Raw genomic sequence first — 7304 nt, 5'->3', positions numbered from 1 at the left:
TATTGCCAAAAGATACCGACCTGGCGACTTGCCTGGCTTACGGCCAGACAGATAAGGCGGCTTACGGCCAAAATAACAAATCACCCGGCGCGGGCGGCATTAACCTGCAATTACCAATTTTATCGGCGGCGATGGATACCGTCACCGCCAGCAAAATGGCGATAATCATGGCGCGGCGCGGCGGCATGGGCGTTATACATAAAAACATGTCAATCGCCGACCAGGCCGATGAGGTCAGGCGCGTCAAACGCGCCGAGAGCTTGATGGTCGAAAACCCCATCACCATTCGCCCCGACATGACATTGGGCGCGGCGCGGGTGTTGATGCGGCGGCACAAAATTACCGGCTTTCCAGTGGTCGATGGTGACAATAAATTGGTGGGGATTTTAACCCATCGCGATGAACGTTTTTGCGACGATGAAACCCTGACGGTCGATAAATTGATGACGCGCGACCTTGTCACCGCAGCCAAAAACATCACCAAGGGCGAGGCCGAAAAATTGCTCCACCAGCATCGCATCGAAAAATTATTGATTGTCGATGGTGCGCGTTGCGTCGGGTTGATGACCGCCAAGGATTTAAGCTCGCTGACCGAAAACCCGGGGGCGAGCAAAGATAAAGACGGCCATTTGCGCGTCGCCGCCGCCACCGGCGTGGGCGATGCGGGTTATGAACGGGGTGCGGCCCTGGCGGCGGCCGGCGTTGATATGCTGGTGATTGACACCGCCCATGGCCACAGCGACGGGGTGATGGCGCAGGTAAAAAAATTTCGCGCCGAATTTAACAACCTGATAATTTGCGCCGGCAATGTTGCCACGGCCGAGGCAGTGCGCGATTTGCACGCCGCCGGGGCCGACGTGGTTAAGGTCGGCATTGGCCCGGGTTCGATATGCACGACGCGGATAGTCGCCGGCGTCGGCGTGCCGCAATTAACCGCCATTATGAATTGCGCCGGCATTGCCCGCGCGTTGGGCGTCAGTATTATTGCCGACGGCGGGTTGCGCCATTCGGGCGACATGGCCAAGGCCTTGGCCGCCGGGGCCGACGCGGTGATGATTGGTGGCTTGCTGGCCGGCACCGACGAATCGCCGGGCGATGTTTTCGTTTACGAGGGGCGGTCTTACAAAACATATCGCGGCATGGGGTCAACCGGCGCCATGGGGGCGGGCAGTGCCGACCGTTATTTCCAAGAAAATGTTTTAGAAACCATGACCATGACAACGGAGCGCAAGGACAATGTTGATGGCGCGGGCGAGGACACCCGCCGCACCGCCGCCGATAAATTCGTGCCCGAGGGGGTCGAGGGGCAAGTGGCATACAAAGGGGCGGCGTCGGCCGTGTTATACCAATTGGCCGGCGGTTTGCGGTCGGCGATGGGTTACACCGGCGCAAAAAACTTGGCCGAATTACGCACCGCACAATTTTGCCGCATCACCACCGCCGGCGTTATCGAATCGCACCCGCACGACATCACCATAACGCGAGAACCGTAGGCCATTATATTATCAAAAAATTTCCCTGAAATTTGTTGATTGCCGTTATTTTCTTTATCGCGCGGGCAAAGCCCGCCCGATGCAGTCGTGGGCGTCTTCACTTGCTTGTAAATTATCAAAAAATTGCTCCGCCAATAAATTCGCCCTATCACTGCGTTACTTGAGGGCGGGTTCATGCGCCCAACTTGTTTTATTTTATTCACGCGAAGTAGTCGCACTCAAGTAGCGAAGCGGTAGTGCAAAATAATTGCGCCCGCGTGAATGCAGGCACCAGACCTCACTTGCTTCTATATTGCGCGCTAGGCCTAGAACCGGCTGGTTTGGGTTTTTTTGTGAGAAGGTCGCTATTTCACAATATAGTTGATGAAAAAATTCTGCACTCAAGTAGCGAAGCGGTAGTGCAAAATAGTGGTCGCACTCAAGTAGCGAAGCGGTAGTGCAAAATAATTGCGCCCGCGTGAATGCAGGCACCAGACCTTACTTGCTTCTATATTGCGCGCCTCTTTTCTCACGCTCAACCCGTCGCGTAAAAAAGGGCGGCGTTTTTTTTAAAATTACCTCGGTTAATTTGACCGCGAGGGAAAATAAATAATTTATAAAATAGCTATAATGGCTACGTTGGGAATGAGGGTAGTTGCCTAGCCATATGATATAGGAGGCAAGGGCAATGAATGTTGAGGGTTTTTTTTCCACGTCCGTGGGCCGGGCGGGGTGCGCCGGTTTTTGTCGTGGTTTTTTTACGCGCGGTGGCGGCGCGGTTAAGGGTAAATATCTTGCGGTAAGGTTTTTATTTTTATCGCTCGCCCTGTTACAAATCATGGTTGGCGCGGTTGCGGCGCGCGGCGCAACGGGTGGCGATGACGTGAAAACCACCCGGGTGGAATTTTCGCTGGCGCCGGCGGCGGCATATTTCCTGTATCGTGAATATGAATCGGATAAAAATGATAATATATTTATGGATATTTCGGGCGCGGTGGGCGGGGTTGAAAGCAAGTTAACTTTTATGTTTTACCCCAAAGATTTAGGTTTTATTTTTACACCATTTGATATGGCGGTTTATACCGGCATTCAAATGACGTATCGCGGGCAAAATGGTAATTCGCGAGACAGCCAATATGGTTCGTTGGTTACCCAGGTTGATAATATTTTTCTGTTTTGGGCGCGGGCATTGGTCGGGCCGACCATTTCGTTTTTCAATAATTATCGCGTTAATTTGTTGTCGGGCATGGGGTATAAATACACGGCAAATCAACGGGAGGATTCGACGCGATATGCACGCACCAACCATTTGTTTTATGTGCCGTTGGTTTTACAATTTCAATATAGCACCGATGGTTTTTCGTTGTTGGCCAATGCCGAATATGATTTTTTTGTCAGCGGCGTGCAACGTAGCCACGCCGTGGCGTCGTTCGATGATTTTAACAACAGCGCCCGGGCTGAACGCGCCGAAAAAAATTTAATCATGCCGCAAACCCGCGGTTACGGCGCGCGCGCCTATATCGAAATTAACATTCATCACATCACCGTGACGCCATTTTTTAATTATTTTTGGGTCGATGATTCGGTGCAGGTGGCGGGGCAATACACCGGCGAATCCAGCGGCCACGGTTACGCCCAGGGAACATATGGCGAGCCCCGCAACATCACCATCGAAACCGGCGCGCGGTTGGGTTACAATTTCTAGGCAATATCATGCGCGCAATAGGCGCGCGAAACTGCCGCAGTCGAGGCAAAGAGCTGTTTTTTATGCAAAAAAGGCTATTTTTTTATTTGACTCCCCCAAAAGAATCACCAATAATTGCAAAAATTGTTAAAAACAAGGGGGCATGCTATTATTGGGGAATCACGCCTATGATGAGATTGAAGAGCTTTCAAATAAAAGATTATAAATCAATACAGGACACTGGAATTGTAGAAGTGCCTGAAGATTATAATTTGGTGGCGTTGTTAGGGCAAAATGAATCAGGCAAGAGCGCAGTGTTGGAAGCATTGCGAGATTTTCAAAAACAAGAAATTAGCGAAGAAGCTTTACGAGATACAAATATTGCTTCCATTGCTTGTAGCTATAAAATAACAAATAAAGAAAATTTTAGAACAAGATTACAAAATAGTCTAAAAAATTTTCTAAGTCGAAGAGGCGAGAATTTTGAAAAAATAGATTTAACGCTCACTCTAGATAAATTGGATGTAATAAAGTTGATATTTTCTTCCGAAGATGATGAATTAACCATAGATGATAATTCTTATAATATAATAAGCGCATCTATTCCTGATAAAGAATCGCCTAGCGATGAAATAACTCCCTCTGCTACACAAAAAATTTTTAATATAGCCCAAGAAAAATTGGCAGAGCTTATTTGGAGTAGGTGCACACCAGCAATAAAATTTTTTAATGGTCGCGCTCCTATGTTGCCAGATAGCATTACGATTGCTGATTTGACAAAAAAAGACAATAACGAAGAAGGCTATCAGGCGGTTAAGAATTTTGAAAGAATTCTTGGTATTAATTTAGCAGAAATCAGCGGCTCTAGTAATCAAAAAAAAAGAGATGAGGAAGTTCGCTGTAGTAAAATAATATCAGATATGTTTAATAATAGTTGGCGACAAAGGCTTCATTTTGAGAATTCAGGAGAGGGCGCGCTTATTAAATTTTCTTTTCAGGAGGGCGGTGGCAATCAGCCAGGCCCCCGCATTGATTTTTTTATCAACACTCAATCAGATAAACATTTAAAACCTAGCCAAAAAAGCTTGGGATTTTCTTTATTTTTTTCTTTTTGGTTAGAAATGCAAGGTCAAGGAAGCATAATCTTTTTATTAGATGAGCCAGACCAGCATTTACACATTAAAGCACAAGAAGATTTATTAAAATTTTTAGAAGAGATTAGCGATAATAAAGATGACCAACAAGTGCAAATTATTTACAGCACCCACTCGCCATTTTTGATTAATGTTGATAAAAAATTATACAGAAATAGAATAGTGATTAATAAAAAAGAGGAAGGCACGCAGGTCAATTTGGTTTCAAAGCCTGTAGAAAATAATAATGGATATGATGCAATAACACCAATAACGCGCGCCATGGGCATAAGTAATAATTTTAATTTCTCATTTAATGAAAAAGTGGTGATATTAGAAGAAATTTCCGGTTTTTATTATATGGAGGGGATGAGAAAATTATTAGGGATAGACAAATCTTATAAATTTATTCCAGCTACAGGCGCAGGCAATATCCCATCCATTGTTTCTTACGCAATAGGCTATGGGTTGGAATGGTTAGTGGTTATGGATAAGGACAATGACTCAGATGAGCGAAGCGTAATTAGCAAAAGAATTTATGGCGAGCTATTAAAATTTTTTAACAATGAAGACGACGCTCAGGAAAAAATAAAAATTTTAAAATTTTCAGAAATAGAACATATGTTTGAAGAAACAGATTTTAAATTATTTAGAGGTGAACGCTCCATAAAATTTGAAAAGGGCAAGGCCTGTATAAGCAAAGATAAGCCTATGTTAGCGGCATCGTTCTCAGCAAAAATAGATAATGATAATATTAAAAAAGAAGATATTTCAGAAATTGCTCAAAAAAATTTTAAAGAAATTTTTGATTTTATAGATAAAGGATTTACAAAATAAACCCTATAACCAAAAAGCTGAAAAGCCCGGTCGTAGGGCGGCCTGCGCTCAAGCAGCGAAGCGATAGCGCAAAATAATTGCTACCACTGCTTTTTTAGGTTGAGTTTGTCGCGGACGGCTTGGGGGCCCATGATTTTTGCCCCCATGTTTTCCAAAATGGTGCGGGCGCGTTTTACCAATTCTTCGTTGGTGGCAAATTGCCCCTTGCCCAGGTAAATGTTGTCTTCCAACCCAACGCGAATGTTGCCGCCGGCCATGGCGGTAACCCCAACCCACGGCAATTGGTTGCGCGAAATGGCGAACGACGACCAAACGCAATCTTTCGGTAATTGGTGCACCATCGCCATCAACGTGGTTATGTCGGCCGGCGCGCCATATGGAATGCCCATGCATAATTGAATCATGGCGGGGGATGCGATAAGCCCCTCCTCTATCATGTTTTTTGCCAGCCACAAATTGCCGGTGTCGAAAACTTCCAATTCGGGTTTTACGCCCATGGCCTGAACCTGCTTGGCCATTTCGCGCAAAATTGGCGGCGTGTGGCAAGTGATGTAATTGGCGTCGCCAAAATTGAGCGACCCGCAATCGAGCGTCGTAATTTCGGGCAGGCATTGCTTCACGTGTTTTAAACGTTCCGTCGGGCCGACCATGTCGGTGGTGTTGGCCAACGGCACCGGGTTTTCAACCGAACCAAAGCTGATGTCGCCGCCCATGCCGGCGGTGAAATTTAACACCACGTCGATTTTTTGTTTTTTAATTTCGTCTAAAATTTGTGGGTAAAGTTCCTGGCCGCGGATTCCCTTTTTCGTTTTTTGGTCGCGGGCGTGAATATGGCAAATGGCGGCACCGGCGCGGGCGGCGGCGGCCACGTTGTCGGCAATATCCTTTGGCGTGGTGGGAATGTTGGGGTGTTTGTCCTCGGTCGCGCCACTGCCGTTAATGGCGCAGGTAATAAATGGTTCGAAATTCATCATGGTTTTTTTGAATGGTCAATTTTATTGGTTGTTAATTGTAATTCATTCTTAGGCAAAAATCCATGCCGGCGCAAGTTTTTTTTTGATGCAAAAATAGCGGTGAATCATTGCAATATGTCGCCCAACACGGCGGCGATGGACGGCGGCAAATCCTCGGCTATCATGCCAAATTGATGTTGGCGCGCGGCCGCCGCGTGAATGAATGCCCCGGCCGATGCCGCCAGGAAACCATCCATGCCCGTGCCGCCCCCGCCCATTATGCCGCGCCCGACCCCGGCCGACAATATGGCGGCGATAACGCCCGATAAAACATCGCCACTGCCGCCGGTGGCCAAAATACTGGGGCAGTTTTTTAAAACACTGACACGGGTGGGCGCATGGGTTGGGGCATGGGTTGGCGCGGCGCGGGGGGCGTGCGCGCCGTGGCGGATTCGCCGAATGGCGTGGCGACGACGGTGGTTGCGCCCTTTAACAACACCACCGCCCCCAAATATTCGGCGGCTGACGCGGCGCGGGCGATTTTTGCCGCGTCGTTTGATTCGGCATCGCGGGCGGCATCACGGGTGGCATCGGGGGAGGCATCGCGGGCGGCATTGGGGGCGGCATCGGGGGCGGCATTGGGGGGTGGCATGGCGGGAATGTTCAAGGCGGCTAATTCGCCGGCGTGCGGGGTGAAAATAATGTTGGGGTTGGGGTGTTGTTGCAACGCACGGCGCAATAATGGTGCGCGGTTGGCGAACGCGGTTATGCCGCCGGCGTCGACCAATGTTGCACGGCCGGTTTTTATGGCGGCCAAAACATCGCGCCGCGTGGCGCGGGTGGCGGCGCAACCGGGGCCGATGACAATAACCTGCGCCCGGTTTTGCCGCGCCGGCGACAAACATGTGCGCCAAACATTGCGCTGAAAAATAAAAGATTCCGCCGAAAACAACAACCCGGGTTGCGCCGACAAATAAATGGCGCGGTCGCGCGCGCCGGCAAAAATGGTAACCAACCCCGCACCGGCGCGGCGTGCGGCGGTGGCGCACAAAACACCCGCGCCCACCATGGCACCACCGCGAATTAAAATCGTGCCACGGCGATATTTATTGTCGTCGGCGCGCGGCACCATGGCGCGGCGCAACGCCGCCCGCCACATGGCGGGTTGGTTGGCAACAATTTGTCGAATCATGCCCCCGATGATAGCGCAATTCCGCCAAATGGG

At 49.0% G+C, this 7304-nt stretch carries 6 protein-coding genes; 3 read left to right on the top strand and 3 right to left on the bottom strand.

Annotated elements, in window-relative coordinates; translation table 11 throughout:
• The 3 genes from guaB to QM529_00765 all read left to right on the top strand — a co-directional run.
• Positions 1–1493: IMP dehydrogenase (guaB, locus tag QM529_00775; protein MDI9313201.1), on the top strand; the 1493-nt coding region annotated here is incomplete at its 5' end.
• Positions 1494–2160: 667 nt separating this feature from the next.
• A complete protein-coding gene (locus QM529_00770; GenBank protein MDI9313200.1) occupies positions 2161–3177 on the top strand; it encodes a hypothetical protein in 1017 nt (338 codons plus the stop codon).
• 8 nt (positions 3178–3185) lie between these two features.
• The gene (locus QM529_00765; protein MDI9313199.1) at positions 3186–5126 is read left to right on the top strand and encodes an AAA family ATPase; all 1941 of its coding nucleotides are present in this window, start codon (positions 3186–3188) and stop codon (positions 5124–5126) included.
• Positions 5127–5206: 80 nt separating this feature from the next.
• On the opposite strand, the gene QM529_00760 is transcribed toward QM529_00765, so the two are convergent.
• The 3 genes from QM529_00760 to QM529_00750 all read right to left on the bottom strand — a co-directional run.
• A complete protein-coding gene (locus QM529_00760) occupies positions 5207–6100 on the bottom strand; it encodes a 3-keto-5-aminohexanoate cleavage protein (protein MDI9313198.1) in 894 nt (297 codons plus the stop codon).
• Between the two features lie 104 nt (positions 6101–6204).
• Positions 6205–6435 carry an NAD(P)H-hydrate dehydratase gene (locus QM529_00755; GenBank protein ID MDI9313197.1) on the bottom strand — a complete coding sequence of 77 codons (231 nt, stop codon included), beginning with the start codon at positions 6433–6435 and terminating at the stop codon, positions 6205–6207.
• A gap of 17 nt (positions 6436–6452) precedes the next feature.
• A partial coding sequence (locus QM529_00750) for an NAD(P)H-hydrate dehydratase (protein ID MDI9313196.1) occupies positions 6453–7304 on the bottom strand: 852 nt, incomplete at its 5' end.

Origin of the sequence: Hydrotalea sp. (assembly GCA_030054115.1) — a bacterium.
GTDB lineage: Bacteria > Pseudomonadota > Alphaproteobacteria > JASGCL01 > JASGCL01 > JASGCL01.
This window is presented reverse-complemented; position numbering and strand designations above follow the sequence as displayed.